This is a genomic window from Adhaeribacter aerolatus (assembly GCF_007991635.1).
GTDB classification, from domain to species: Bacteria; Bacteroidota; Bacteroidia; order Cytophagales; family Hymenobacteraceae; genus Adhaeribacter; species Adhaeribacter aerolatus.
The window spans coordinates 177,900-204,006 of sequence record NZ_BJYS01000006.1; the positions used below are offsets into that span (position 1 = coordinate 177,900).

Consider the following 26,107-nt stretch of genomic DNA (forward strand, 5'->3'; position numbering starts at 1 on the left):
TAAACTGATTTTACCCCTGATTTCTTAGAAAGTAAGCTGAATGCCGCCGATAAAACTCCGGGCTGCCGGATACACCAAATTATCGATCCCAATCAGCGTATTGGAATTACCAAATGAGTTTACTTCGGGGTCGAAGCCGCTGTAATCGGTAAGGGTAAAGAGGTTATTCGCGCTGACATAAAGGCGGGTGTTGGAAATAAATTTATAAGATGGAAAGGTATAACCCAAGGTCAGGTTTTTGCAGCGGAAGTAAGAACCATCTTCCACGAACCGGTCCGAAACCGGATTGCGTCCGCCCTGCAAACCGCTTACGTATTCGTTGCTGGGATTGGTCGGCGACCAACGGTCGGCCAAGGCAGCCAGCACGTTGCGGGCACCCAGCGGATTCTCGAAGGTATACCGGCTCAGGTTGTAAATATCGTTGCCGTGCGAGCCCGAGAAGAAGGCACTTAAATCAAATTTTTTGTAGCGCAGGTTGGTAGAAAAGCCGTAAATAAAATCTGGATTCGGGTTACCGGTTACGGTTTGGTCATCGGCGGTAATGGTGCCATCGTTGTTCAGGTCTTTTACTTTTACGCCGCCCACCCGGCCGTCGGAACCCGGAATAATGGCATCGCCGCTTTGGTAAATGCCGTCGAACACATAAGTTTTAAATAAACCCAGGGGCTCGCCTACTTTTAAAACGGTATAGGAACTCACAAAACGTTCCTGCGTGGTGCCGCCGTCCAAAGAAAGCACTTTATTGCGGTTGGCACTGATATTACCCGAAATATCCCACTGCACCGGCCCATCCAGCACGACCATATTGGTGGCTACTTCAATGCCTTTGTTTTCAAGCCCGGCAAAATTACCGGTAATAGAAGAATACCCGGAGGACAAAGGCAAGCTTTGCACGTACAGTAAATCATCAGTCCGTTTTTTATAAACATCTACTACCAGGTTCAGGCGGTTGTCCCAGAAACTCACGTCTAAGCCAATATCGGCCTGGGTCGATTTTTCCCAGCGCAAATCGGGATTGGGAATACGGCTGGGGCTGATACCAAACATATAAATATGGTTAAAAGAATATCCGGCACCGGAGCCCACCGTAGCCAGCGACTGGTACGCGCTAATGGCGCCCGCATTCCCCGTAACCCCGTAACTGGCCCGTAACTTCAGGTCGCTGATAAAAGTCATGTTCTGCATAAAGCTTTCTTCCATCACCCGCCACGAAGCCGCCGCCGACGGGAAGAAACCATATTTATGATTGGCCCCGAATTTACTGGCCCCATCGGCCCGGGCTGTTACATCAAAAAAGTATTTGTCGCGGAAACCGTAATTAAAACGGGCCATGTACGAGTCGAGGCGTTCTTTGCTGCGGCTGCTGTTCACGGTCCGGTTGGTAGCCAACTGAATTGATTCGTTCAGGGTGGCATCGTTCGGGAACCCGTTAGCACTAATGGAATTGGAATTATTCAGGTTGGCTTGCGAAGAGACCACCCCGGTAAATTTAAAGGAGTGCTTTTCGGCGAGGGTGCGGGCATATGTAACAATACTTTCGTGGAGCAAAACCGTCGTGTTACTGTTAGTTTTACCGGCACTACCGGAGTTGGCATTGATATCGCCCTGCCCCAGAATCGAAAGCGGAGAATAATTATCGCCGAGGCTGCTTTGTAAAATAGCGTTAAACGAAGCGCGGTACGTAAGCCCTTTCAGCAAAGAAACTTCGCCGTAAATATTCGTAATGCTGCGGTTAATAGCGTCGCGGTTCAGGATAGCGGCTAAACCCAGGGGGTTGGTTACTTCGCGGTAGCGGCCGTTAAACTGATCGGTAAACGGGAAAATGCTGCCATCTTCGCGGTAAGGTTGCATGGTAGGCGGTGCACCCAAAGCCGCGCCCAGAATACTGGTGGTAACAGCCGGGCCATCCATACTGGTAGAGCCGGTGGGGATAGAATTATTAATGGTATAGCTGCCCAAAAAACTTACCCCGGTTTTTACCCGGTTGCTAATAGCGTGGTCGAGGTTCAGGCGCAAAGAATAACGCTTAAAGTCGGAGCTGATAACAATACCATCCTGGTTGAAATAATTCGCCGATAAGGCCAGCTGGGTTTTCTCGGAACCACCCGATATTGACAATTGGTGACTTTGGATGGGCGCTTGCCGGAAAATTAAATCCTGCCAGTCTACCCCTTTGCCCAAAGAGGCCGGGTCGGGGAATAAAGATGTCTTGTAGATTTCGTTTTCGAGGGTGGCAAACTGGCCGGCATCGAGTAAATCCATTTTTTTGGTAATCTGCTGAACCCCGTAATAACCTTCGTAGGTTACCCGCGTGGCGCCCGCTTTACCGCGCTTAGTGGTAATCAGCACTACTCCGTTGGCGCCCCGGGCACCGTAAATGGCGGTGGCGGAGGCATCTTTTAGCACTTCCACCGAGGCAATATCGTTGGGGTTAATGGTGGAAAGCGAACTAATATCGTTTACGCCGCCGCTGTTCGAAATAGGTACGCCATCTACCACGTACAAAGGTTCGGAGCTGCCGTTAATGGAGTTGGTGCCCCGTACCCGCACGCTAATATTGCCGCCGGGCGCCGCCGAGTTCTGCGTTACTTGTACGCCGGCTACACGCGCCTGTAAACCCTGCGCCACGTTTACCACCGGCGTTTGGGTTAGTTCTTCGGCCTTCACGGATGCAATAGCCCCGGTGGTCTCTATTTTCCGCTGCGTGCCGTAGCCCACTACCACTACTTCGGATAAAGCTTTGGCATCGGGGGCTAAGCTTACATCAACGGTGGTGCGGTTGTTAATGGCCACTTCTTTGGGCGTATAGCCAATAAAAGAAAATACCAGCGTACCGTTCGTTACGGCCGTCGGGAAGGTGTAACGGCCTTCGGCATCGGTTATGGCACCAGTGGTGGTACCCTTGAGCGTAACCGTTACGCCCGGCAACGGGTTTTGGCTCTCGTCGGTAACCCGGCCTTTGAGGGCACCTCCCGTTTGCGCCTGCGCTGCTAATACGGCCAGCAACAAACTTACCAGGAGCAGCAATTGCCTGGTTAAAAGCCCTACCAGGGCGGGCAGCTTTGCGTAAAATTTTGTCGTCATTATTTTAATTTTTATGGTAGATTTTAAAAGGAATTTTCGGGCGCAACGATGATGGTAAAAGCAAATAATAAGTGGCACCATCATTCTTCAGTGACCGGGATTTTTCAATTCTATAGAGAAAAGGCCACCTAAATCATAACTTTTCTAAAATTATTTACTCTTTGTATAGATTGGTTACAAATATTTAAATTTAATTCGGTGGGAATGTTCCCACTGATTGGGAACGTTCCCAAAAATATTAAAACCAACCAAGTGGATTTTTGCTGCTTATTTGAGAAATATTTAATTATTTACCAGCAACTTTTAACAGCCGCTTTGAAAAGACACCAGATAACCATTATTGATATTGCCCGGGAGTTGAATTTGTCTAAGTCTACGGTATCGCGGGCCTTAACCGGGCACCCCAAGGTGAGCACCGCCACCCGCGAAGCCGTGCTGGCCCTGGCCGAAAAACTCGACTACCAGCGGAACATGATTGCTTTTAACCTGGTTACGAGCAAGACTTTAACCATTGGTATTATTGTACCGGAATTTGTGACGTCGTTTTTTCCGCAAGTAATTATCGGAGCGCAGGAGGCCGCCGCCAAAGCCGGCTATAATATTATTGTGAGCCAATCGAACGAGTCGTACGAAACCGAAGTAGCCAACGCCAAAGTAATGCTGGCCAACCGGGTAGATGGGGTACTCGTTTCGCTCTCGAAAGAAACGCGCAATTTCGATCACCTGAAAATATTCCAGCGCAAGGGCATTCCGATTGTATTTTTTAACCGGGTTTGCGACGAGATGCAGGTGCCCAAGGTGGTAGTTAATGATTATGACGGGGCTTTTAGTGCCGTAGAACACCTCATCCAAACCGGTAAAAAACGCATTGCGCATTTGGCCGGCCCCGATTCGCTCATTATTAGCCGCCAGCGCTTGAACGGTTATTTAGATGCGCTGCGCAAATACAACCAACCCATTGTGGAGGAACTGATTATCCCTTACGACCTCACCACCGGAAAAGTAAAAATTTATGTAAACCACCTGCTGGCGCTAAAAGAACCACCCGATGCTTTGTTCGCCATTAACGACCCCACGGCCATTGAAGCCATGCAGATTATTAAGCAAAAAGGCTTGCGCATCCCCGACGATATGGCCGTGGTCGGTTTCAGCAACGATTATGCCTCGGCTTTAATGGAGCCCAGCCTGACAACCGTAGCGCAGCCCATGCGGGAAATTGGCAGCACCGCCGTACAGCTACTCCTCGACCAAATGGACCGCGACGTTGCCAACTGGAAAGCCGTAACCCGCACCTTAAAAGCCGAATTAATTATCAGGGGTTCCAGTCGACCATTAGCAACTGCCCCACCTGTTTAACCATTTTGATAGTCCATTCTAAGTTCAATAAACCGTTTAAATTTTTTACGGTTAGCCACCCAAATATTTATTAAGATAGGTTTGCCGGTCAGATTTCTTTTTTGTTTAGATTTAAGGTTTGAGAAATGCGGGGAAAGATTTTTAACAATGAAGCGGTTTGATATTTAAATTAAAAGAAAAGATGGTCACCATTGGTGGTGTTATCACTGCCAATTTTGAAGCCTTCGCCAGACTACTTGCCAGTTATTAAAAACAGCAAGAGCTATTAACTAGTCAATAATTTAAATGCTAAACAGCTACATCATAATTAGTTGTTTTATAGATAAGAAGCATTTATCCGTTACCGTCTAATTTTCTTAGTTCCCCAAAACAGATGTTATTTAAGAACTACCAACCTTCTATGCCAGATATAAGTGATTTTAATCCTAATTCCTCAAAACCTATTTTCCGCCCAAACGGCATTATTCCTATTATTTCATAGAACACCCAAAATTATTTAGCCCGCCGGAAATAATACCTTACACCGGCACTAACGTAACCCAGGCAACCTAATCGAATGAAGCATTTTTACTTTTTTGTTTTACTATTTATTATCAATGTTTCAGCTTTTGCTCAGAAAAAGAATGAGGCGTATCAATTGCATTTGCGCAAAACAACTTTGCCGATAGAAATAGATGGCCGCATGGACGAAGCGGCCTGGCAAGACACGGAGGTGGCGAAAGATTTCTTTATGGTATTGCCCATGGATACCAGCCGGGCCAAAGTGCGCACTGAGGTCCGCATGACCTACGACGACAAAAACCTGTACCTGATTGCCTTAAATTACCACGCCCTACCTGGCCCTTACTATGTAGAGTCGTTACGCCGCGATTTCTCTTTTGGCAAAAACGATAACTTCCTACTGTTTATGGACCCCTTCGACGACCAGACCAACGGTTTTTCGTTTGGGGCGAACGCGGCCGGGGCGCAGTGGGATGGTACCATGCACAGCGGCAGCGCCGTAGACCTGAACTGGGATAATAAATGGGTGTCGGAAGTAACCAACGATGAAGAGAAATGGGTATTTGAAATGGCCATACCGTTTACTACCATCCGGTACAAAAAAGATATTATGAAGTGGGGCATTAATTTCAGCCGCCTGGATTTAAAAACCACCGAAAAATCGAGCTGGACCCCCATACCACGCCAATTCCCGACAGCTTCGCTGGCCTACACCGGCAACCTGGTTTGGGATCAACCGCCGCCTTCGGTCGGCGCTAATATTTCCGTGATCCCGTACGTGCTGGGCGGCGGCGTAAAAAATTACGAGCAAGACAAGCCCGTCGATTACCAGCGTAAAGCCGGTGCCGATGTAAAAATTGGTATTACCTCGGCCCTTAACCTCGACCTGACCATTAACCCGGATTTCAGCCAGGTAGAAGTAGACCGGCAGGTAACCAACCTCGAACGGTTTGAATTATTTTTCCCGGAGCGCCGGCAGTTTTTCCTCGAAAACGCGGATTTATTCGCCAACTTCGGTTACGCCAATATCCGGCCATTCTTCTCGCGCCGCATTGGCCTGAACGTGCCCATCCGGGCGGGTGCCCGCCTCAGCGGCAAGCTTAACAAAGACTGGCGAATCGGGCTCATGGATATGCAAACCGCCAGCGTAGATGAAACCGGTTTACCCGCTCAAAATTTTGCCATTGTTTCGCTGCAGCGCCGCGTGTTTGCCCGCTCCAATATTGGGTTGTTGTTTGTAAACAAAGAATCGCTGAACTACCGTCCCGAACAGGATACCATCAATGCCAATCCTTACACCCGCTTTAACCGCAACGTGGGCATCGAATATAACCTGGCTTCGGCTAATAACGTCTGGACCGGCAAAGCTTTCGTGCTGAAATCTTTCTCGCCAAATAAATCCGGCGACGATCTGGTGCAGGCTGCCCACCTGGAATACCGTACCCGCAAATGGAATGTGCTACTGCAGGAAGAATACGTGGGCCGAAATTATACAGCCGAGGTTGGTTACGTACCCCGTAATAATTATTTTAAGATTAACCCCCTGGTAAGTTACTCGTTTTTCCCGAAAGGTAGCCCTATCCTAAGCCATGGTCCTAAGGTAAGCCTGACCCATTACTTCGATAATAACCTGAAGAAAACCGATAACCTGAACATGCTGTTCTACACGCTTAACTTCCGGTCGCAGAGCACTTTTACGGTAGCGTTGGTAGATGAATATGTTAAATTGCTACAGCCCTTCGACCCCACCAATACCAACAAAGATACCTTAGCGCGCGGCACCGAACATCACTGGAAAGCCTGGCGCACCGAATTTGCATCGAAGCCCCAGAGTTTGTTTACTTATGCCTTTAACACCCGATCCGGTACGTATTACCACAACGGCACTCGCCTGAATGTGGCCGGCGAAGTTGGATATCGCTTTCAACCCTATGTAAAACTGCTCGCCAATGCCAGCTACAACGATATCCGCCTGCCCGAGCCCTGGGGCAATACCAAATTCTGGCTGGTGGGCTCGCAACTCGACCTGACCCTGACGAACAAAATATTCTTTTCCAGCTTTTTTCAGTACAACGAGCAAACAAATAATATTAACCTGAACACCCGCTTCCAGTGGCGCTACTCACCCGCCTCCGATTTATTTATTGTGTACACCGATAATTATTTACCGGCTCCCTTCTCGGTCCGTAACCGGGCCCTCGTGCTGAAGCTGACGTATTGGTGGAACCCGTAATATTATAAGGATGTATAAGGTAGATATAATACCATGGTTCCTCCTGTTTACCATCCAGTGAGTAAAAACAATAACTGAAAATATATAGAAAAACAACCACCCCGGCTCCCAGTCTAAATTTAGGCTGGATCTGGGGAGAAGGTTACTTATAAGTTTTTACTCATAGTAAGATAATTTTATACATACGCTGCACGCTGGTAAAGAACAGCAAATAACTTACATATAGCTAAACACTTCTGCAACGCCTTCCCTAATACCAAATCACAGGAACTCTATTCCATAGAAGATAAATTAATGCTACCCAACCCTGTCATTCTGCAAGCTTCCATTGCCTTACCAAATCAATAGATTCTTCCAGAATGACAGATAGTAGATTGGGTAAGTTATTTATATCACATTAACTAGCGTGCTATGGAATCAGCTTAAGACGATTTGGTATTAGAGAAGGTGCCCAGAAGACGGAAAGTTTTAGCTCATCAAAAAAGGAAGTACCCGCCCCGATGGCGAGAAGCTAACGGACAGATGAGCCTGGCATTCAACCACAAACTAAAATTTTGAATTAACTTCCAAAACTCCTAATATGGATTTTGCTTTTTACCTGCTTGTTTTTAGGAATCGCCATTCAAATTGAATAAGATTTAATAATTTAAACATGCCTTATTTTACCAGAACTATAAATTTCACCACGCAAAACAGACTACCCCATGAACAAGCTTTACACAGCTCCGGCCGTCCTGAACAACCCGACGCAGACGGGAAATAAATTACAACGCTACCTATCGCTGGACGTGATGCGGGGCCTGACCATTGCCCTGATGATTGTGGTAAACACCCCCGGCAGTTGGGAATCCGTTTACGCGCCGCTCCGGCACGCCCAATGGCATGGCTTTACCGTTACCGACCTCGTATTTCCCACTTTTTTGTTTGTAGTAGGCAATGCGCTTAGCTTTAGCATGCGCAAGTTCGAAGGGCAGAATAGTAAATTTCTGAAAAAGGTATTTAAACGGACGGCCCTTATTTTCCTTATTGGTCTTTTCCTCAATGCTTTTCCGTTTGTTACCCGGGTTAATGGCGAGCTAACTTTAATTGATTTTTCTAGTATCCGGTTATTCGGGGTGTTGCAGCGGATTGCACTTTGTTACGGGGTAGCCGCTTTGGTAATTCATTATTTCCAAGCCCGGGGTGCTTTAATATTTAGTGTGCTGGCTTTATTCGGTTATTGGGCAATTATGTATTTTTTCGGCAATCAGCCCGACCCTTACACCTTAGCGGGTAATGCTGCTTTAAAACTGGATAGCTGGCTACTATCCGAGAAAAATCTTTATAAAGGTTATGGCATTCCTTTCGACCCCGAAGGTTTGTTAAGTACATTACCCGCCGTGGTTAATGTAATTGCGGGCTATTTTGCCGGGCGGTTTATTCAGCTATCTGGTAATAATAAAAACACGCTAATGCGGTTAGCAATGGCCGGGGTAATTCTAACGACTATCGGGTTGGTCTGGAATATTTTCTTCCCCATTAACAAACCTATCTGGACCAGCTCGTACGTGGTTTATACCGTTGGCCTGGATTTGCTGATTCTGGCCACGATTATGCTGTTGATTGAAGTAGCCCATTTTAGAAGCTGGACTCATTTTTTCGAGGCTTTCGGTAAAAACCCGCTGTTTATTTATGCCTTGTCGGGCGCGCTCATCGAAACCCTGGGCCTGATTCGGGTAGATGGCAAAAGCCTGAATGGCTGGTTGTACCAAAATCTTTATGCTTCCTGGCTTACCGGCGAGAACGCGTCTTTGCTTTTTGCCATCAGTTACATGCTGCTGCTGTGGGTGGTGGCTTACCTGCTGGATAAAAAGAAAATTTACCTGAAAATTTAAGTGTAAGACCCAATTTCTCTTTTTAATCCGTTAGCATTGCAGAACCATTTGTAAAACCTACGTTTAGCAGCATGAAAAGAATAATTGCCGGTACTTTTTTACTTAGTCATTTATTAACCTTGGGCTGTTCGCAGGCCTCCCGCGAAGAAAAGGCCTCCACCGAAACCATAACGGCGGGTACCCAAGTCCAAAACAGTCCGCTTAAACTAACCCTGGAATTAAAAGATAACCGTTATCAGAATAAACCCCAATCGCGTTCGGAACTAACCATTACCAACACCGGCGAACAAGCCTTACCCGCCAGAGGCTGGAAAATATTTTTTAATGGTGGCCGCCTCAAAACCGCTGATTCTACGATAGTGCAGGTAAAGCATTACAACGGCGATTTGTATTACCTGGCGCCAGGCTCTAAATTTAAAGAAATTGCTCCGGGTAAATCGGCTACAGTAGAAGTATCCGGCCGTTCCTTCCGCAACCTTACAGATTTTCCGGTAGGCCTATACCTGGCTATGGATAATAATCCCAAAGAAGGTTTGCCCGTTGCTTTTGAAATAAAACCGGGCACACACTTCCAAAAATCGGAGCAGGCGCTGGCCGCCCGCATTTTCAAAGAAAACCAGGCTATCCAGAATATTCCGGCCGAAAAATTAACCAAGGTCTTCCCTACCCCGGTTAATTACCAGGAAAAAGGCGAACCCTTTATTCTGAACGAAGAAACCATCATTATCGCGGATAACGCTTTCCAGCGCGAAGCCGAAAACCTGGCCCTGACCCTGCAAGGAATAATGGGTACCAAACCCGTCGTCCAAAATCAGGGTAACGGTAAAGCTATCCGGCTCCGGCAGCGCCAGAATATTCCGGCCGAAGGGTACGAGTTAAAAGTAGATCCGAACGGTATTGAGATAGCGGCTTCTTCACCGGCTGGTATTTTCTACGGCATCCAATCGGTAAAAACCTTGCTGCCGGCCTCGGCTTTTGCGGGCCGAGTTAATGCTGTAACTGTGCCGGGTTTGGAAGTAAAAGATGCGCCGCGGTTTGGTTACCGGGGTTTTATGATGGATGTGGCCCGTAATTTTCAGCCCAAAGCCGAAGTATTAAAAGTTTTGGATGCGATGGCCTTGTACAAAATGAACGTATTTCATTTCCATTTCAGCGAAGACGAAGGCTGGCGTTTGGAAATACCATCGTTACCCGAACTAACTACCGTTGGCGGCTCCCGCTTGCACGACTCCCAAAGCAAAACCAGTTTAATGCCTTCTTATGGCTCCGGCCCTAGCAATACCAGCGCTGCCGGCACCGGCTTTTACACCCGCGCCGACTTCATCGAAATATTAAAGTACGCCCGCGACCGGCATATTCGGGTAATTCCGGAAATAGAATCGCCGGGCCACGCGCGGGCGGCTATTAAATCTATGGATGCCCGCTACGAACGTTTGGTAAAAGAAGGCAAAAAAGCCGAAGCTGAAAAGTACCTGCTCCGCGATTTAAACGATAAATCAATTTACCGCTCGGTGCAGGGCTGGAACGATAACGTCATGGATGTATCGCTGCCTTCTACTTATAACTTTTTAGAAACCGTAGTGGATGATATCCGGGCCATGTACAAAGAAGCCGATGCGCCATTAACCACCATTCATTTTGGTGGCGATGAGGTTCCGGGTGGGGTTTGGGAAAAATCACCGGGGGTTAAGGCCCTGATGAGCAAAGATAAATCAATTAAAACCGTAGATGATTTATGGTATTATTATTTCGGGAAAGTAAACCAGTTGCTCAAAACCCGTAACCTATATTTGTCGGGCTGGGAAGAAATTGGCCTGAAAAAAGTAGTACAGAACGGCAAAGTAAACTGGGTACCAAACGAAAGGTTTGCGGATCAGAACTTCCACGTAAACGTCTGGAAAAACAGCCCGGGCTCCGGCGCCGAAGATTTAGCATACCGCATGGCCAATGCGGGCTACAAAGTAATTTTAACCGGCGTTACGCACCTCTACCTCGACCTGGCCTATTCCACGTCTTACTACGAGCCTGGTCTTTACTGGGGCGGCTTCGTGGGTATGGAAAAGCCTTTTTACTTTATTCCGTACGATTATTTGCGTAATTTAAGAGAAGACGATAACGGCAACCCCATTAACCGTTCTATTATTAAAAGCAAAGAGCCTTTAACGGCCAAAGGCCGGGCCAACATTGTGGGCATAGAAGCGCCGCTTTGGTCCGAGACCAACCGTTCGCCGCAGGATTTTGAATACAAGATGATGCCTAAGTTGCTGAGTGTGGCCGAACGCGCCTGGTCGAAAGACCCTGCCTGGGCTACCGAAAAAGATGCTGCTAGAGAGCAAAACCTTTACAACCAGGCCTGGTCGGAGTTTGTGAATGTAGTAGCCAAAAGAGAATTGCCGCGACTGGATGTTTATGCCGGTGGTTTTAACTACCGCATTCCGGCACCCGGTGCCGCTATTCAGGATGGTAAAGTAATGGCCAACATACAACTACCGGGCTATACCATCCGGTATACAACCAATGGCTCGGAACCAACCGTTACCAGCCCGGAATACACCCAACCAATTGATGCCAAAGGCACCGTTAAGCTGAAAGCCTTTAGTCCGGCAGGCCGGGGCAGTAACACCGTAACCCTGGTGAATTAAAAAACTGACATTAAATCAAAATTGATAGTTATGCAACTGGCCGAGTCGGATGACCGGCCAGTTGCATTTTAATTAAAATGTAATTCCAAAAATCTGCTAAAGAAAGTAAAGAAGCTTATACCCGCCCGCCCTTGTAAAATGAGTAAAGGGCCGTAAATACCCCCGTAGCATTAAATATATAGGCCAGCTGAAGGTTATAATAAGAAATATTACTGCTTAACAGAACCAAAGCAAATCCTAAAAGCCATAAAATTCCCATTTTACCAGGATTCTGGCTTGCCTGTATTGGGTGAGTTGTTTTAAAGCCAATCAGATGGAGCAGTTTGGGTGCTTCGGCCACCAGCAATAATAAATTGAGCAACAGGAAAACCGCTATTACATAAGGGGTACCCTGCCAATGCAGCGAAATGGTAATTACCAGAATATTTAACAGCATCGGCAGTAAACCGATGGCACCTAACGTGCGGTAGCGCAGGGTTAGTAATAAAAAACCGATAATAACCTGAGCGTAAGCCACAAAGCGGGCGAACAACCCCAAATTATATTCCTCCAGGCGGGCTTCGAGCCAAACCGGCCCGATTATACCCGGAAATTTGTGTTCGAAATACAACTTGGCTAAGCCGGAAGAAAAAAAAATGAAGCCCAGGAAAATACTAATGCCGTTCAGCACGAAAGCTTTTTTATTAATCTGTTTAAAAGAGAAGTTCGTAGCAGGATCCGCAACTTGGGTTTCCATTAAGTTAAATTCTTTTCCTTTATATTTAAAATTATTGCCCAGATTCAAGCTGTACTTTTAAGTTGGCTTTGAAATTCGGGGTTTGACCGATGAGCCCACCTCTGTCATTCAGGAGGAGCTTATGTAGCAGGTAGCCAAATAGTTTCCTCCTGAATGACACGAGTGGGTTACTTAGACTTTTATTATTACCTATAAATTATTCTCCAAAACCAGTTAGAAATAATAGTCTTAATAATTTATTGGTTTAAACATGCTCGCCTAAAGATTTTATCTGGTAAAATACCCTTTCCATGAGCCGTAGGTCTTCAGTAACAATTTCGGCATTGCCCTGCATCTCCTGCTTAAACACCAGGTTTTTGTTGTAGCTGGTTTTCAGGCCTTGTGGCAAGGTAATTTCAATGGCGTACATATTATCTTTCGGCACCAGCGAAATGGATTTTACCTGGCCGTACACGGTTCCAAATTCTTCGAACGGAAAGTTTTGGAGGTAAATATTTACTTTTTGGCCGGTTTTTACTTTACCGGAGTTCTGAATCGGCATGAGCACTTTCCCAATTACCGCTTCCTGCTTATCGGGCACAATTACCATTACCTCGTCGCCGGCATTTACAAACTGGTTGCTGCTCCAGAATTTTAAGTAAGTGAGTTTACCGGTCACCGGGGCTTTAAGCAAATATTTCTGTTCCCAGTTGGCTAAAGCTCCGGACAAAGTTTTGTAGGCTTCGGTTAAGTTAAGTTCGTACTGTTTTTGCTTTTCCTGGTTCTGGATTTGAAGTAAGGTTAGGGCTTTTTGCAATTCCGACAGCCGGATGTGGGTGCCGGCAATGCTGGTTTCCAGTTGCTCGAAGCTGCGCCGCGTCCGGATTAATTCGCGCTCGTTATCTTCCAGTTGTTTGTCGGCAATTACTTTATCTTTGTAGAGCGTTACGTTACGGTCGTAATCTTTTTGCACCAACCCCACTTCGGTTTTAGAAATAATTTTTTCTTTTTGCTGATTGGCTAATAAATTGGTGTATTCCTGCACTTCCTGCCGGGTAGAAATTATTTCTTTCGCTACCGGGTCTAGCTTTTTGAAAAGAGCCAGTTCGTTATAAGCCCGGTAGAAAATGGCGTAATCTTTTTGCAGTTCGCCCAAATTAACATTATCCGGCAAGTTCAGGTTTTGGTCTGTTACCAGGTTGGCGTACGGAACTGCCTCCAAAATATTTATCAGATTGAGCACATCTTTGCTATCCGCGGGGTTTTCAATAATGCCCAGAATGGCGCCTTCCGTCACCTGTTCGTTTTCTTTGTAAGCCAGGTGCATAATTTTACCGCTGGCGCGGGCTACCAAACGGGCCGGCGGATTTGAGGTTGTTAATACTACATTCGAGGTGAGCACATCGGGGTATTTAATCAACCAGCTCAGGCTTAAAAATATTACCACAGTCAGAAAGATGCAGGTCGTGCCCCAACGGATTAGCCAGTGCGGAATGTGGCTCATTACTTCCCGTACCTCGTCGCTCCGCTCCAGCGCCTGGTCTATTTTGCTATATCCATCCATTTTGATAATTCTTTTCGATATTTAATTGCCTAATCTGTTCGTTTTTAACTACCCAGTTCCAGTTGATTTTTTACCAGGGTATAATAAGCGCCTTTGGTTTGGGTTAAATATTCGTGCGAGCCGCTTTCAATAATGCGGCCGTGTTCCATTACCAGCACCTGGTCGGCGCTTTTTACCGTGCTCAGCCGGTGCGCAATTACCACCACCGTGCGGCCGATGTAAAACTCTTCTAAGCGGCGCATAATAATTTTCTCGTTATTTGCATCCAACGCACTGGTGGCTTCATCAAAAAGCAGGAATTCGGGATTTTTATAAACGGCCCGTGCTATCAGAATGCGCTGTTTTTCGCCACCACTCAGCGAAATGCCATCGCCCCCTATTTTAGTATTATAGCCCAGCGGCAGCGCTTCAATCAGGCTCTCAATATTGGCCACCCGCACCGCGTGTAGCAATCGTTCCCGGTCAATGGAACTGTTGGAATCAGATTCGGTAATATTGCGGGCAATGGTATCGGCAAAGATGAAACCATCCTGCATTACGGCCCCGCATTGTTCGCGCCAGGCCTTGGCGCTGATATTATTCAGGTTAATATTGCCGACTTGAATTTTTCCTTTGGTAGGTGCGTAAAATTTGAGCAACAATTTGAGCAAAGTAGTTTTACCGCTGCCGCTGGCGCCCACAATGGCCGTAACTTTACCTTCGGGAATATAAAAATCCAAGTCTTTCAGGATTTCGGGTGTGTGCGGACCGCCGTAGCTGAAGCTGACATTATTAATATGAATATCTTTGTTGTAGGCCGGAATCAGAGCGGTTTTATCAGCGCTGGTATCTTCTTCCTCTTCTTTGTCGTGGATTTCGCCTAAACGTTGCAGACTGAGCGAGGCATCCTGGGCGGCCCGGGTAAAGGTAATAAAGTTGTTGATGGGCTCGTTTAGTTGCCCGATAATATATTGTACCGCCAGCATCATACCCAGCGTCATGTCACCTTCGATAACCGCTTTGGCCGAGAAAAACGTGATGAGAATATTTTTAACCTGGTTGATGAAGTTACCGCCCAGACTCTGGAATTGCGACACCCCTAAGCCTTTGAGCGAGGTTTTGAATAATTTAACCTGAGTAGCTTCCCACTCCCAACGTCTTCTTTTTTCGGAGTTGTTTAATTTAATTTCCTGCATCCCCTGAATGAGTTGTAGCAGGTTGCTCCGGTTTTCCGACTCCTGGCTGTACCGTTTAAAATCCAGGGTAGCTCTTTTCTTCATAAAGAACAGCACCCAAATTGCATAAAGCGCCGCCCCTACTAAAAATATCAGAAGAATAGAAATATCGTAGAAGGCCAGGATGGTACCGAACACCACCAGGTTAACGATGGAGAAAAGCGTATTCAGGGTGGTGGAAGATAAAAAAGCTTCTACCCGGTTGTGGTCTTCAATCCGCTGCATCAAATCGCCGGTCATTTTGGAATCGAAGAAAGCAATGGGCAGCTTCATTACCTTTATCAGGAAATCCGAAATAAGCGAAATATTCATGCGGGAGCCCACGTGCAGCAAAATCCAGCTTCGGATAACCTCTACCATTGATTGCGAAAAGAACAGCATGAGTTGGGCCACCAGGATGAGGTAAATAAAATCAATATCCTGGTTTTTAATGCCGTAATCTACCACGCCCTGCGTCAGGAAAGGCAAGGTTAGTTGTAACACGCTGGCTACAACCAGGCCTATAAACAACTGGTAAATATACCGGGTATAAGGTTTCAGGTAAGGCAGCAGGAGTTTTATACCTTGCTTGCTTTTTTCCTGCTTGTCTTCTTTTTCGTAAAATTCAGGAGTGGGCTCCAACAGTAAGGCAATGCCTTCTTCGGCCGCGTTCTTATTTTTACCCAACCAGCCGTTTAGAAACTCTTCTTTGGTATAAGTAACCAGGCCAAAACCCGGGTCAGCGACAAATACTTTATCTTTGCTGATTTTATAGAGTACCACAAAATGCTTTTGCCGCCAGTGCACAATGCAAGGCAGCAGCATACAATTTTGCAGGGCAGTATATTTAATTTTAACGGCCAGCGTTCGCATGCCAATGGTTTCGGCGGCATCGGATAAGCCTATCAGCGAAACGCCTTCGCGGGAGGTATAACTTTTTTCCCGGAGGTAATCAGCGGTAAATACCCGGCCGTGGTGAGCCGCAATCATTTTCAGGCAGGTGGGCCCGCAATCCATTTCGTCGAGCTGTCGGTAAAAAGGAAATTTTTTCATGCTGTTTGTGCTTGGTAATGGGGCTTGGGGATTTAGGCCCTTTTCGCTGCTATCGCGAGCGTCCCGCTCGTGATGTTTTCATCCGGCCTCTGGCCGTTAAAATCAGGTAGTTATTTTTATTTACACAGGCCAGCGGCCTTAGGAATAAAGGCACGAGCGGGACGCTCGCGCCAGCAAGAGCAAAAATTAATTAGTAACCGGAGGATCCAATAGTAAAATAGAAGGCAAGGAGGCTGCACCGCTTAAGCGCAGCATTTGGTAACCAATGCCCGCAATACCCGTCATAAAACCGGGTATTTCGATGTTCTGGGCGGTACCGCAAAGTAAACCGTGCTCCTGGATGCTTTGCAACAACACCTGGGTTATTTTTCCGGTTTTGGCTTGCAGGGCTTCGTCCTCAAAAATAGCAGCGGCATCGGCCAATAATTCCAGGTTGCCGAAATCGCCGTGGCAAAGCGAGTGGTTGCGGCCAAAGCCTTGGTGGGTAGTGGTTTGAATAGCGGCTTCTATTTCCTCAACAACCTGGTTGTCGTGCAGGAAATCGAGCATTTTTAAACGGGCCAGGCCAATACCGGCGGCACCGGTACACCAGGCTACCATATCGTTGTGCGACTCGGGGGTGCTGGTGCTGGCTTTCCGCAGATCGAGCCAGTTATTGCGCTCGGGTACAAACAAGGTTCTTTCGTATTGGATACCATCCAGGGCCAATATTTTAAATTGCTCTTGCCGGGTAAGCAGGTATAATTTAGATAAGGCGTAGGCAATGCCAGCGTTGCCGTGAGCAAAACCAGCCAAAGGTTGCTGACCTTCTATTTTCCAGGCTTTACCGGTTGGCATGGCAATAGCATTATCGGCTAGGTGCCGGCCTAACTTAATTGCCAGGTTTAAGGTAGCTTCCGAAGGGCGCACCCGGTACAAAGCCAGCAAACTTAAAATCATGCCGGCCGAACCCGTAACAATATCGACATCTTTACCAGCCGGCAAATACGGATCTAAAAACCGGGTTACCACTTCGGCCTGGTCAAGTAAATCTGCGCGTTGCCACAATATTCCCAAATGGGTATACAGGTAAATAATGCCTATCCAGCCATCAAACATACCCAGCCGCTTTACAAAATTATCGGCCATGTAGTCATCGGCAGTCGAAATAATTGTGTTTAGTGATTGCTGGGCCAAGCAGGTATATTTGGGTTCGCCGGTAACGTAGCCCAGGTAAGCCAAAAACAAGGTTACGCCCGGCAAGCCGCTGTATAAATCCATAGCCAGCGGGTTAATGTCGTAGTTTTTACCTCTTAAAACCAATCCAATCCAGTTGGCGTTATCTTCGGTAATAAAGGCCAGCGACTGCAACCGGTCGCCTATTTTTTTGGCGGCAGCTATTAATTCTGCTGCGGTAGCTTCGGAGGTTAATTCTTGGGCTAAATAATTTACCGCGGCGGTATGGTGCTGCTCTACCGGAGCCGACGACGAAAGCGAAGCCCGGATAAACCAGCATTGCTTTTCGCAATCGGCGGCGCTTAAATTTTCTATTTTGTAGCACACTTGCTCCAGGCCGGTGGCTTCGTAAAAATCAGGTACACACTGGTTATCATCGAGCCACAAATTTTTGGCGTTGGGTTTGGTTACGAAAACCGGTATGTCCATTTTATGCAGGGCTACTTGCTCGGCATCAATCACTTTTTCAACGTCGGGCCGACCGGGGGCTTCTTCCCAGAGTTTGTCAAATAAAATATCGCGTTCGTAGGCATCCCTTAAAAAATCGGGGTGAAAGCTGGCGTATAATATTTGGGTGTAAGTTGCGGTTTGGCGGTACATTACCCGGATGTGGTCGTTGGCAAACATATCTAAAATGCTGCCTGCGGCTAACAATTCGGTTTTGCTTTGCCGTATTATTTGGTAGGTATGCCGAAAGCCGGCTTCAATCTGGTCGGCATATTGGAAAAAGTCAGATTTTTCGCCATGCAGCAAAGCTACGTTTTTAGAACCCTGGTACACAATCTGCTGCTGCACCAGCTTCATTTCGTCGGTAGCGTCGGCAATCCAGACGGGGGCGGCCATGGGGCTTAGTTTGCCCGCCGAATCGTTTAAGCCGCCCACGTCAATGCCTTCGTTTTGGTCGTTTAAATACAGGCGCATGGGCAGCAACTGTACTTTCAACACTGATAACTCTAGTTGGTTAAATATATCGGAATATACCCCGTGGTTTTTATGGACCATGTTGGGGTGAAACAAAGATTCTATGTCAATAAGAACCGGATGTTCGCCGGCCGCAATTATATTTTCTAAGTGAAAATCGGTGGCGTTGATGCTGTAGAGAATGGCCAGTAAACTGCCGTAGCGGTGGTAATATTGCTGCAATTCTTCTTTGGTCTGGCAGGTGGTATGTTCTATAAATTCTACCCAGCCGTAGATTTCCCGGTTCAGGATGATTAATATTTTAAAAGGATTGGTTACGCCTTTTTGGTTGTACCATTGCAATAATTCCTGGAAATGAGACTCTACCGCCAGGGGCCGGGGTTTGTATACCACTTTTTTACCCGAAGCAAAAGTTACAATGGTTACGGTTTGGCCGCCCCGGTGCCGGTCGCCGGCGCTCGTAATTATTTTATTTACGATATCATTTTCCGCAATGCCAAAAACCGACTGTAGTTGAGGCCAGTCGGTGTGCAATCTTTCTAAAAACAAGGTACTGTTTTGGTACCAGCTATCCAGGTAATCGCTGATTTGCCGGATTAATACCGGATATTCTTCGGCCAGTGCCTGTCGGCGTTCCGGTGTCCGGATGAGCTGAATAAAACTATTAAATCTTTCTGCGGGGGTTTCACCGGTTAACTCGTTGTTCAAACGAGCAATATTCATTTCCAGCACCAGGGTCCGGTTTACCATTTCGTACAGTTTGGCCGGAATATTATCTACCAGGTGGTTTTTAATATTTTCTATTGCAAAAGCTTGGCCCCAAGTACCAGAGGCCACCTTAGCTGCTATGTCAGCGGTTAACCGCTGCACGGCTTCGCGAATCAGGGGTTCTACAAAATCAAGGAAACCAGCTACCGGGACCCGGCTCAAATATTTTTCGGAAAAGAAGGTATAATTTTCACTGATGCCAGTATTTAGCAAGGAGAGTTTTCGTTGTAGCCCAATCTGGTTATAAGGAATAAAATCTTTCAGAATATTTAGGGGTGCGCTGGTGAGCGTATTAAACTGGGCCTCTGTTAAGTTATATTGTTGCAGTTTCTTTCCGAAATATTCCCCCTCTGAAAACGGGTAGCGCATTTTCCATTTTTCCGCCAGTTTGGAAGTTGCCTCACCTTCCGGTTGGGGGGCCAAGTTTATATTTCTAACGAAAGATGCTCTTTCTTTCAGGGTTAAGGCTTTTAACAGGCAGTTTGTATTTAGTTTCATGGTTGCGGTTGGTAAATAGTTCGGCAGAAAAAGGGACTCAGAAAGGGAAGAAAAAAAATAATAGAAGTAAGAAAGACAAGCGCCGGCAAGTAATAGGTTACTTAGTTGGGATATCTTCTTACTTCTATTATTTATAGGGTTGGTGTTAATTTAAGTTGGCGGTAAAACGCGCCTTAAACTTAGGCGGTGTAATTACCAGTAGTATGGGTTGCAGGAATAACCACCATTACACTCGCCGCTAACTGAGCAGAACCAGCCAGAAGAAGGACGGCCGCCGGAAATGTTGCGGAGGGCAATGTTGTCCAGTAATGCGTTAGAATCATTCACTGGGTTTTCAGGAAGAGACTTTAATTGCTCTTCGGTTAAAGTGGCTCTGTATTCAGCATCTTTCCAAGCGCGGATTACATCTACATTTTTTTTCATAGTTTTATTTTGGCCTCTTATCCCGTTGTTACACCGCGTAACAACTTCGTTTCAGCTGATTCAAACATAATATCCCGCCTACCCGCTTTGAAAATAATTCAAAACGAATGGCTGAAGTGAGACGTTGAGTGGCTAAAATTAAGGCTTGAAAGCCGTCTTTTTGGGGTCCGAAAATTCTGGTAGGTTCCGAAAATCAGGCTGCTTAATTAGCGAAAACCTGTTAGCAAGGCTTAAAATGGAATAAATTGGTTCGGTATTTCTACTTACCAGGGTTGATGCGTTTACTTGCGGAGTCAGTCGGGGCGGTTGCTGAGTGCCGCGTTTTTAAATTTATCTGGCGTTGGCGCTTATGCAGCATTGCCCGGCTTACCTGAAAAATTCCACCAGCAGCTTATAACTAAAGCAAGCCATCGGCGGCGTTTAAAGACAAAAAGCTGATTACTAAATCGCTTTTCTTTTACGGCAGCCGAAAAACAATTAATATTTTTCCACTATTCAATTGTGTTGGTAAAGGTTAATACTTATTTTAGTTTAAAATTTCACCTTTTCTGTTCTCCTTTTTAAGGTTTCTTACAGTAGCTCACGCACATTTTCTCCTAATGACTGACCAGTGGTCGCATCAGGTTGCTTAAAAAAGTTAAATTTTATTTAAGCGATTATTAAGCCCCGGCCAGTCAGAACTGTTTACCTCGAACGAAAATCTTTTGTCTCCGCCGATCAGCGAAAAAGCATGTTCCTGGTTCTATTTGGCTAGTATTAAAACTTTTCGACTTACGCTTTTTTTGGCCCCATTTTAAATGCTTCCAGTTTATTTGGTAAAGCCGGCTGAACAGATCAAATCTTTCCATATTCCTATTACTAACCTTTAAACCTTAAATGCTATTGTTATGAAAAATTACACTTGGTTAATCCTGATATTTCTTTTTTTGCTGGGTGGTTGTAAAGAAGAACCCGAAATTATTCCATCTTCTACCGATGCGAACAAAATTACCAGTCACCAGCAGGTAAAAACGGTAGCTGGCACCACCACCTTGGTGGGGTGTACCGTCGAAACTTTAAAAACCGGTGAAATCGTTCAGATATGCGTACCCGAAAACTGGAACGGGGAATTGATAATTTATGCCCACGGGTACGTTTCAGAATTTGAGTCCCTGGCTTTACCTACCGAAGCTGCTGCCTACGTTCCCCTGTTTACCAGTTTAGGTTATGCTTTTGCCACGACCAGTTACACCGAAAATGGTTTAGCCATTCAGACCGGCATTGATAACATTCTGGATTTACGCAAACGGTTTATCAAAGAATACGGGGAACCCAAGTACATTTATTTAACAGGTGGCTCGGAAGGTGGTATTGTTACCACATTGGCCATTGAACGGTATCCAAAACTTTTCAGTGGGGGTCTATCGTTGTGCGGTCCTTGCGGCGATTTTCAAAAGCAAATAAATTATTACGCCGATTTCCGGGTAGTATTTGATTATTACTTTCCAAATATATTGCCAGGCGATGCCATTCATATTCCGGACGAACTTATCCGGAATTGGGAAACGGTTTATGTTCCGGCCATCATACAAGCCATTACTTTAAATCCGGCAATCGCTCTTAAAATTTTAAGCATAACCGGCGCCCCTTACGACCCCAATAACCCCACCACCATTGGCCAGACCTTCTTGCGGGCACTGTGGTACGATGTGTTTGCTACCCGCAATGCCATAGAAGTTTTAAAAGGTCAACCTTACGATAATACTGCCACGCAATATGTAGTTCCGGGTAACCCCGCCGAAACACTGTTACTCAATGCCCAGGTCGACCGGTTTAGCGCCGATAAACAGGCCCTTAAAAACGTAGAGAAATATTACCAGACCTCCGGCGACATCAGCATTCCGCTTGTTAAAATGCATACAACCGGCGACCCGACTATTCCGTTCTGGCACTTCCCTTTGTACCAGGCTAAAATTACGGCCCAGGATGCCAATGCCCTTTACACCGGTATTCCAATTGCGCGCTACGGCCACTGCACGTTTACCGAAACCGAAATAGCTCTGGCCTTTGCGCGGCTGGTACAACAAGTAAAAAGTCAGCCCCTGGTTTTAGCGCACCAGTTGGCCGCCCAGGCACAGAACGGCAAAATAATAGCCTCGGTGCAAAGTGTAAAACCGTAAACAGTTTATGGGGGAACTAACTTAGTAACCGCTGAAGTTAAAGCAGAGAACCCAAACCCTATTAATAGGGTTTGGGTTCTCTGCTTTAAATGTAATAATTACCCAGCCCGTAACGAGGCATAATCTGGACCGAAAATCAAAATGAAACTTTTCCTTTCCAGAAGGCAATCCGCTGGCGGTTCCAGGTGTAACAGGCAACTAAATGGCCATCCTGGTAAAAAATATCGGGGTATGACAGTTCAGTTTTCTCTTCCCCTTTTTTTTCAATATCAAAAGTAGTGGGCCAGGTTTTACCATTATCGGTAGATACGGCCACGGTAATGGGGTAGCGTTTGCCCCAGTTTTCGCCAACCGGATTATAGATGACGGCTATGGTATCGCCGGCTATTTGGGTTACATCAATGCCGCTGTTATTATTAGGCAGATCGATGGGGTAAATAGGGCTCCAGGTTTTGCCGTAATCGTTGGAATCGCTGCGGCAGATTTTACCGCCTGAGCTGCGCATGAGCATGTGCACCCGCCCGGGCTTGGATTCCCATAGTGCCGGCTGAATCACGCCTTCGCCTTTTATTACGCTGCGGTCCAGGGGCAGTTTGCCGGTAGATGTCCAGGTTTTGCCGCCGTCGGTACTCCGGTCGATAAACACATCCCAGACCTTGTTCCGCTCCACCGAAGCCGGCGCCAGCCAGGTACCATCCGACAATACCAGCGGCTGATTCCGTACGGGCCCCCTACCGCCTTTATCGCCCGGTACCAGCTCCACCGGCTGGCTCCAGGTTTTGCCCTGGTCGTCGGAATGCTGCACCCAGGTTTCCCAGTAGTCTATTTCTTTACCTACTTTAAAGTACAAATAAATCCGGCCATTGGGGCCATTAAATAACACTGGGTTCCAGTGCGGGTCTTTCCGGATTTTTACCGCCAGGTAAGGTTTCGACCAGTTGCCGGGCTGGCCCTGCGCCATCCAGATGCCCACATCATCATTTTTTTCGTGCGAACCGGCAAACCAGGCCACCAGGTAGTTTTGGTTTTTTAAACCAATCATGGTAGAAGCATGGCACTGCGGAAATGGCCGGTCGTCTTTAAAAATATGCTCGTATTGTACTGTGCTGATAGTGGGAGCCTTGGCTGAAGCAGAATCTTTCTCCCGGGATGGTTGATTTACAACATTCTTCTGCGGCGTGGTGCAGGAAAGCGCCAAGCCCAGCAACAAGGCCGGCCAGGCGCCAATAAGCAAATGCTTCATCTGGTTTAATATTTGGTATTTCGGGTTAAAACAGGCAAGCTGTATATTACGAAAAACACTTGGAATAACAGGCATAAACTGGGCTAACTTAATTATTGCCGGTCTGGGGAAGTGATAAACTATTGTTTTAAAGGTAAGAAAACGGCCACTTATTCCGGGTGCAGAAAGAATATTTACGCACCACCACACGTAAATATTCTTTTGGTGGCTGCCTACTCAGATAAAAAATATATTTATTATTATAATTTCTGTTATTATAATGGTAATATGCTTTGTAAATAACTCTTTAAATATTCACCCAAACAACAAACTACATGAAATCTATTAAAATTCTATCGTTGGCCTGCCTGCTGGCGGTAGCTTGGCTGCCGGTTAGCCTGGCCCAAACCAAAACCAGCGGCAGTCCGGCTGCTAACCAGGTTAAAACCGCCAACGGCTTACTGGCAGGTACCACCGAAAAAAGTGGCATCCGCAGCTTTAAAGGCGTACCGTTTGCGGCGGCGCCAGTCGGCGATTTACGCTGGCGCGAACCCCAGCCCGCTAAAAACTGGCAGGGCGTGCGCAAAGCTACTCAGTTTGGCCCGAGAGCTATGCAACTGGCCTTGTTCGGCGATATGAATTTCAGATCGAACGGTATGAACGAAGATTGTTTGTACCTGAACGTTTGGACACCCGCTAAAACCGGGCAAGAGCGTTTGCCGGTGCTGGTTTACTTTTACGGCGGCGGCTTTGTGGCCGGCGATGGCTCAGAGCCGCGCTACGACGGGGAGAGTATGGCGCAAAAAGGAATAGTAGCCGTAACGGTTAATTACCGCTTAGGGGTATTTGGTTTTATGACGCACCCCGAGTTAACGAAAGAATCGCCGAACAAAGCGTCGGGTAATTACGGTTTGCTGGACCAAAGCGCCGCTTTAAAGTGGGTTAAACAAAATATTGCGGCTTTTGGCGGCGACCCGAACAAAGTTACCATTGCCGGAGAATCGGCCGGTTCTTTTTCGGTGAGCGCCCAAATGGCTTCGCCGCTTTCTAAAAACCTGATTGCGGGCGCTATTGGCGAGAGTGGGTCCTTGTTATCGCTGCAGCCAACCACCGCCCTGGCCCAGGCCGAGCAAAACGGGGTAACCTTTGCTACCGGTTTAGGAGCTACCTCGCTGGCGGCTCTGCGGGCTTTACCCGCCGACCAGATATTACAAGCTACCAGCAAACCCGGTACGCCGCGCTTTTCGGTAGTGGTAGATGGTTATTTCTTCCCCAAAGCCCCATCCGAAATATTTACGAGCGGCCAGCAAGCCAAGGTACCTTTACTGGCCGGCTGGAACTCCGAAGAATCGGGTTACCGGGCCATTCTGGGGCAGGAAGCGCCCACCGCGGAGAATTACAAGAAAGCTTTGGAAAAACAGTTTGGCGAACGGGCCGGCGAGGTGCTTAAATTATATCCGGCTACTACCGAAGACGAAGTTATACAGGCCGCAACCGCCCTTGCCGGCGACCGCTTTATTGGCTACAGTACCTGGAAATGGATTGACGTACACAGCCAGACCAGCGGCAAACCCGTTTACCGCTATATGTATTCCCGTCCGCGCCCCGAAATGACGCCCGAAATGGGCAATGCGACGGCTGGTTTAGCCGGCGGGGTTATCCGGAACGCTGATCCCAACGCGAAAAAAACACCTCCTGCCCGGGGCGCTGTTCACTCGGCCGAAATAGAATACGCCATGGGCAACCTGGCCACCAATAAGGTTTACGCCTGGACACCCGACGATCACAAAGTATCGGCCCTGATGCAAAATTATTTCGCCAACTTTATAAAAACCGGTAACCCAAATGGTAAAGGTTTACCTACCTGGCCGGCCCTGAAACCCGGCAGCCCAGCTTCGGTTATGAACATCGATGTAAATACCCGCCTGGAAACCGACAAAACCCGCGAGCGCTACCTGCTGTTGGAAAATATGGCCAAAAAATAAATTTAAGCAAGGCACTACTTAAAGTTTTTTGGTTTTAATCCTTTCTATAAACCTGATTGCCGGCACAAGGCGGTCAGGTTTATTTTTTCAGGCTGTTGTAAGGTTAGCTGAAATCATTTTCCGGATTATATTTTAACCAAAAAAAATTATAATGGGTTATTTTTCAAAGGATTAACCAACAGAATATATTTTTACTATATTTAATATGAAAGCTTATTTACCTTAAAACAACTCCGATGAAAAAACGACTTCTTTTGGCTGCTGCTGTTTTGCTCTGCTGGAGCTGCGGTCAGAATTCTTCGCCGGAAGGCAGAATGACCATGAAGGTGGAGGACTTGCAGCGGCAACTAGACAGCCTGAAATCCCAAAATGCAGCCATACTGGATAGTTTAGGTAAGATAAAGGAAGTTTTGCAAGCCCAAAGAAAGTAAAATAATTTGCTTTTGCAGGTTTAGCCCTTATTTCTTCTGTTTTTAGTTTTTGCTTTATGTTTAAATGAGTTGGTATTAGGGCTAAGGCCGGTGGATAGAGTAGAATACTGTTTAGTTTCAACAACCGCTTACGGCCCGGTTCTTCGGCGGTGAGCATTAAAGTATAAGCTATGAAAATATTTGCGCTACTGTTGTTCTCTTTTCTCTGGCAGGCGAACGTTTATGCCCAAACCGATACCACTTACTGGCGACGCTCCTTTTCTTCGGGCC

Annotated in this window: 14 protein-coding genes; 7 read left to right on the forward strand and 7 right to left on the reverse strand. The window is 46.7% G+C overall.

Annotated features, from left to right (window positions below):
• Nucleotides 1-24 precede the first annotated feature (24 nt).
• Nucleotides 25-3,084: a SusC/RagA family TonB-linked outer membrane protein gene (locus tag AAE02nite_RS06300; RefSeq protein ID WP_146896068.1), complete on the reverse strand. Its 3,060-nt coding sequence runs from the start codon at nt 3,082-3,084 to the stop codon at nt 25-27.
• Nucleotides 3,085-3,288: 204 nt separating this feature from the next.
• Between AAE02nite_RS06300 and AAE02nite_RS06305 the strand changes: the two genes are divergently transcribed.
• The 4 genes from AAE02nite_RS06305 to AAE02nite_RS06320 all read left to right on the forward strand — a co-directional run bounded on the left by AAE02nite_RS06305 (nt 3,289) and on the right by AAE02nite_RS06320 (nt 11,690).
• Nucleotides 3,289-4,440 carry a LacI family DNA-binding transcriptional regulator gene (locus tag AAE02nite_RS06305; RefSeq protein WP_307725525.1) on the forward strand — a complete coding sequence of 384 codons (1,152 nt, stop codon included), beginning with the start codon at nt 3,289-3,291 and terminating at the stop codon, nt 4,438-4,440.
• Nucleotides 4,441-4,996: 556 nt separating this feature from the next.
• The gene (locus tag AAE02nite_RS06310) at nt 4,997-7,174 is read left to right on the forward strand and encodes a carbohydrate binding family 9 domain-containing protein (RefSeq protein WP_146896070.1); all 2,178 of its coding nucleotides are present in this window, start codon (nt 4,997-4,999) and stop codon (nt 7,172-7,174) included.
• A gap of 704 nt (nt 7,175-7,878) precedes the next feature.
• Nucleotides 7,879-9,048: an acyltransferase family protein gene (locus AAE02nite_RS06315; protein WP_146896072.1), complete on the forward strand. Its 1,170-nt coding sequence runs from the start codon at nt 7,879-7,881 to the stop codon at nt 9,046-9,048.
• 71 nt (nt 9,049-9,119) lie between these two features.
• Nucleotides 9,120-11,690, forward strand: coding sequence for a beta-N-acetylhexosaminidase (locus AAE02nite_RS06320; protein WP_146896074.1), 2,571 nt, complete (start codon nt 9,120-9,122; stop codon nt 11,688-11,690).
• A 115-nt stretch (nt 11,691-11,805) separates the two neighbouring features.
• On the opposite strand, the gene AAE02nite_RS06325 is transcribed toward AAE02nite_RS06320, so the two are convergent.
• The 5 genes from AAE02nite_RS06325 to AAE02nite_RS06345 form a co-directional block, all read right to left on the reverse strand.
• On the reverse strand, nt 11,806-12,426 hold the full coding sequence (locus tag AAE02nite_RS06325; RefSeq protein WP_146896076.1) for a hypothetical protein: 621 nt from the start codon (nt 12,424-12,426) through the stop codon (nt 11,806-11,808).
• Between the two features lie 244 nt (nt 12,427-12,670).
• Nucleotides 12,671-13,969 (reverse strand): HlyD family secretion protein, encoded by a 1,299-nt coding sequence (locus AAE02nite_RS06330; RefSeq protein WP_146896079.1) that lies wholly within the window; start codon nt 13,967-13,969, stop codon nt 12,671-12,673.
• A gap of 44 nt (nt 13,970-14,013) precedes the next feature.
• The gene (locus AAE02nite_RS06335; RefSeq protein WP_146896081.1) at nt 14,014-16,215 is read right to left on the reverse strand and encodes a peptidase domain-containing ABC transporter; all 2,202 of its coding nucleotides are present in this window, start codon (nt 16,213-16,215) and stop codon (nt 14,014-14,016) included.
• Between the two features lie 186 nt (nt 16,216-16,401).
• The gene (locus tag AAE02nite_RS06340; RefSeq protein ID WP_146896083.1) at nt 16,402-19,617 is read right to left on the reverse strand and encodes a type 2 lanthipeptide synthetase LanM family protein; all 3,216 of its coding nucleotides are present in this window, start codon (nt 19,615-19,617) and stop codon (nt 16,402-16,404) included.
• Nucleotides 19,618-19,809: 192 nt separating this feature from the next.
• The gene (locus tag AAE02nite_RS06345; RefSeq protein WP_146896085.1) at nt 19,810-20,040 is read right to left on the reverse strand and encodes a mersacidin/lichenicidin family type 2 lantibiotic; all 231 of its coding nucleotides are present in this window, start codon (nt 20,038-20,040) and stop codon (nt 19,810-19,812) included.
• 887 nt (nt 20,041-20,927) lie between these two features.
• Between AAE02nite_RS06345 and AAE02nite_RS06350 the strand changes: the two genes are divergently transcribed.
• The gene (locus tag AAE02nite_RS06350) at nt 20,928-22,199 is read left to right on the forward strand and encodes a DUF6351 family protein (protein WP_146896087.1); all 1,272 of its coding nucleotides are present in this window, start codon (nt 20,928-20,930) and stop codon (nt 22,197-22,199) included.
• Between the two features lie 136 nt (nt 22,200-22,335).
• Here AAE02nite_RS06350 and AAE02nite_RS06355 read toward each other — a convergent pair whose 3' ends face one another.
• On the reverse strand, nt 22,336-23,442 hold the full coding sequence (locus tag AAE02nite_RS06355; RefSeq protein WP_146896090.1) for a sialidase family protein: 1,107 nt from the start codon (nt 23,440-23,442) through the stop codon (nt 22,336-22,338).
• A gap of 314 nt (nt 23,443-23,756) precedes the next feature.
• Here AAE02nite_RS06355 and AAE02nite_RS06360 point away from each other — a divergent pair, with 314 nt between their 5' ends.
• Together AAE02nite_RS06360 and AAE02nite_RS06365 are read left to right on the forward strand one after the other, a co-directional pair.
• Nucleotides 23,757-25,406, forward strand: coding sequence for a carboxylesterase/lipase family protein (locus AAE02nite_RS06360; protein ID WP_174761924.1), 1,650 nt, complete (start codon nt 23,757-23,759; stop codon nt 25,404-25,406).
• Between the two features lie 236 nt (nt 25,407-25,642).
• Entirely contained in the window at nt 25,643-25,837 is a 195-nt protein-coding gene (locus AAE02nite_RS06365) for a hypothetical protein (RefSeq protein ID WP_146896092.1), read from the forward strand.
• The last annotated feature ends 270 nt before the right edge of the window (nt 25,838-26,107 follow it).

Excerpts from the sequence above, each read along its gene's own strand:
- AAE02nite_RS06300 (WP_146896068.1), bottom strand. The coding sequence starts at position 3,084 with ATGACGACAAAATTTTACGCAAAGCTGCCCGCCCTGGTAGGGCTTTTA.
- AAE02nite_RS06305 (WP_307725525.1), top strand. The coding sequence starts at position 3,289 with ATGTTCCCACTGATTGGGAACGTTCCCAAAAATATTAAAACCAACCAA.
- AAE02nite_RS06310 (WP_146896070.1), top strand. The coding sequence starts at position 4,997 with ATGAAGCATTTTTACTTTTTTGTTTTACTATTTATTATCAATGTTTCA.
- AAE02nite_RS06315 (WP_146896072.1), top strand. The coding sequence starts at position 7,879 with ATGAACAAGCTTTACACAGCTCCGGCCGTCCTGAACAACCCGACGCAG.
- AAE02nite_RS06320 (WP_146896074.1), top strand. The coding sequence starts at position 9,120 with ATGAAAAGAATAATTGCCGGTACTTTTTTACTTAGTCATTTATTAACC.
- AAE02nite_RS06325 (WP_146896076.1), bottom strand. The coding sequence starts at position 12,426 with ATGGAAACCCAAGTTGCGGATCCTGCTACGAACTTCTCTTTTAAACAG.
- AAE02nite_RS06330 (WP_146896079.1), bottom strand. The coding sequence starts at position 13,969 with ATGGATGGATATAGCAAAATAGACCAGGCGCTGGAGCGGAGCGACGAG.
- AAE02nite_RS06335 (WP_146896081.1), bottom strand. The coding sequence starts at position 16,215 with ATGAAAAAATTTCCTTTTTACCGACAGCTCGACGAAATGGATTGCGGG.
- AAE02nite_RS06340 (WP_146896083.1), bottom strand. The coding sequence starts at position 19,617 with ATGAAACTAAATACAAACTGCCTGTTAAAAGCCTTAACCCTGAAAGAA.
- AAE02nite_RS06345 (WP_146896085.1), bottom strand. The coding sequence starts at position 20,040 with ATGAAAAAAAATGTAGATGTAATCCGCGCTTGGAAAGATGCTGAATAC.
- AAE02nite_RS06350 (WP_146896087.1), top strand. The coding sequence starts at position 20,928 with ATGAAAAATTACACTTGGTTAATCCTGATATTTCTTTTTTTGCTGGGT.
- AAE02nite_RS06355 (WP_146896090.1), bottom strand. The coding sequence starts at position 23,442 with ATGAAGCATTTGCTTATTGGCGCCTGGCCGGCCTTGTTGCTGGGCTTG.
- AAE02nite_RS06360 (WP_174761924.1), top strand. The coding sequence starts at position 23,757 with ATGAAATCTATTAAAATTCTATCGTTGGCCTGCCTGCTGGCGGTAGCT.
- AAE02nite_RS06365 (WP_146896092.1), top strand. The coding sequence starts at position 25,643 with ATGAAAAAACGACTTCTTTTGGCTGCTGCTGTTTTGCTCTGCTGGAGC.